Raw genomic sequence first — 2,230 nt, 5'->3', positions numbered from 1 at the left:
TTCAGCAGCCACATCCACAAGACGGCCAAAGCGACCTGGGGAACCAGCGTCGGCAAAAAATAGATCGTCCGGTAAACCGCCATCCCTTTCACCTTCATGTTCAAAAACAAGGCGAGCAGAACGCCGGACACGATGCTGAGCGGAACAAAGAACACGGCGAAGTACACGGTATTAAAGACTGCCGCCCAAAATACCTTGTCCTGCATCAGCTCGCGGTAATTGTTAAGACCGATGAACTCCCCCGGCTCCAAAATGCTGTAGGTGGTAAAGCTGAAGTAGATGGAAGCAGCCAGCGGGAGAAGGAAAAAGATCAACAGGCCGATCAGCCAGGGCGAAGCAAACAACCAACCGTACAGCTTTTCGCCGGCTTCCACACTTTGTCTTTTCATCGCCGAACCTCCTGTGGCGGGAGCGATAGAGAAGCCGGAAAGCGGCTCCCCTACCGTGTCCTCTCTATAACTATTTATGTAATTCGGAATTCACTTTTTGGGAAACTTCCTGCAAAATGTCTTTCGGCGTCCCTTTATCATGAATCGCGCTGTCTCTCGCTCTGGATAATTCGTTCCACAATAAGGAGCCTGCGGAAATAACGGGACGGTTATGGGATTGCGTAAGAATCTCCGCGAATTTCTTCGTCGCCGGATCTTTAATCCCTTCGTTGACCGATTGGATGGTCGCCAAATTGCCGGTTGTCTCGCTGAATATTTTTTGCCCGTCCTTCCCTGCCGCGAATTTAATGAATTTCCAGGCGGCATCCACATTTTTCGCGCCCTTGGGGATGATGTAGCTGAACCCGCCCGACCAGCTCGTAAACTTGTCGCCTGTCGGCGTAGGAATCGGGGTGACGCCGTAATTGAAATCCGGCTTGTATTTTTTGATTCCGGCGATTCGCCACGGGCCGCTGACGGTCATGCTAAGTTGGCCGGTGAGGAAGGGATTATCCGCTCCCGAGCCTGCCGAATCGGTAAAGGCGGCGACATCCTCAATGTTGTATTTTTTGGCGTAATCGCGCATCCATTCAAGCGCTTTGACCACATTCGGGTGATCCGCCGTTACCTTGTCGGCCGTTTTGTCATAGAAGTCGCCGCCGAAGGCCCAGCCCCACGTGTATATCCAGCCCTGATCGTACCAGGGGATAAATCCGATCCGCTCGAACCGCTTGCCTGTCTTCTTGGTCAGCTTCTCCGCCGCGGCTTCAAGCTCGGCAATCGTCTTCGGAGGATGTTCCGGGTCCAGTCCGACCTCCTTGAATTGATCCTTGTTATAATATAAAAGCCGAGCGTCCGTATCGTTCGGAAGTCCGTACAGCTTTCCTTTGTACGTCGCTTCGGCCATCGCAAATTCATAGTAGTCGGAGGCGTTGATCTGGTCAGCCTTCGCTTTATCGGTCAGATCGGTCAATGATCCGCGCGCCGCCCATGAACCGATTTCGAACCGGTCGAAATAAGCCGCATCGGGAGGATTTCCGCCCGCGATGGCGGCCAGAAGCTTCTCGTTCTGACCTTCGCCTTGCCGGGCGATATAAGTCATTTCGACTTGGATATCGGGATTCTGCTCGTGGAACGCTTTGACGATTTTCTCAAGCGCCTCTTTCTCCGTATCCGTGTTGCCATGCCAAAATGTCACCTTTGTTTTTCGGGCGTCGGTTCCGTTTGCGGAATCCCCGCTTCCCGATGAACATCCGATTAAAACAGTCGAAAGCGCTATCAACGATGCGAACGATACTATTAAGCATTTGTTCATAGGTTTCACCGGATTGCCTCCCCATTTTGTTAATCGGCTGCACAACCTGTAAAGGCTTTCATAATAAACGATGCCTGCTTCCTGCTTCGCTCTCCCCCTTTTGCCCAAAATCAAAAGCATATTGGTATACCAACTATGACATATCAACACGCTAATTATATTAACACCATCTTATATTTGTGTCAATTCAGTGATTTCCATGAAAAAACAATAAAAATTAGCTCATTTTGCCGACTTTTGTTGCAAACCATCGATCTTCCCCGATATTTTTCCATAAAAAATATGGTATATCAATATACCATATCATAAATTCAATATTCATTTTCATATCGTGTCTCGTTTGATTTGACCTTCAGCTTAAAGCCGACAGGGTTCAGCAGCGGGACTTCCCGGTGTTCCAACTGCGCTAACAACAGCTCGGCCGCCCTTTGTCCGATTTCCCGTTCGTCTTGAAGAATGTGGGTTAAAGGAAAGTAGCCATGGCGGG

General features: G+C 50.0%; 2 protein-coding genes. Both read right to left on the bottom strand.

Features of this window, described 5'->3' with window-relative positions; all coding sequences use genetic code 11:
• Positions 1-389, bottom strand: a 389-nt coding sequence (locus tag QJ48_RS34935; RefSeq protein ID WP_162238620.1) for a carbohydrate ABC transporter permease, incomplete at its 3' end; no start/stop codon positions are given.
• A 70-nt stretch (positions 390-459) separates the two neighbouring features.
• Complete coding sequence (locus QJ48_RS34930) at positions 460-1,626, bottom strand: ABC transporter substrate-binding protein (RefSeq protein ID WP_237763163.1); 1,167 nt, start codon at positions 1,624-1,626, stop codon at positions 460-462.
• Positions 1,627-2,230 lie beyond the last annotated feature (604 nt).

Origin of the sequence: Paenibacillus sp. A3 (genome assembly GCF_001399685.1) — a bacterium.
Lineage (GTDB): Bacteria > Bacillota > Bacilli > Paenibacillales > NBRC-103111 > Paenibacillus_G.
The sequence above is the reverse complement of the archived record's forward strand: the minus strand, read 5'-3'. Positions and strand labels throughout refer to the sequence as shown.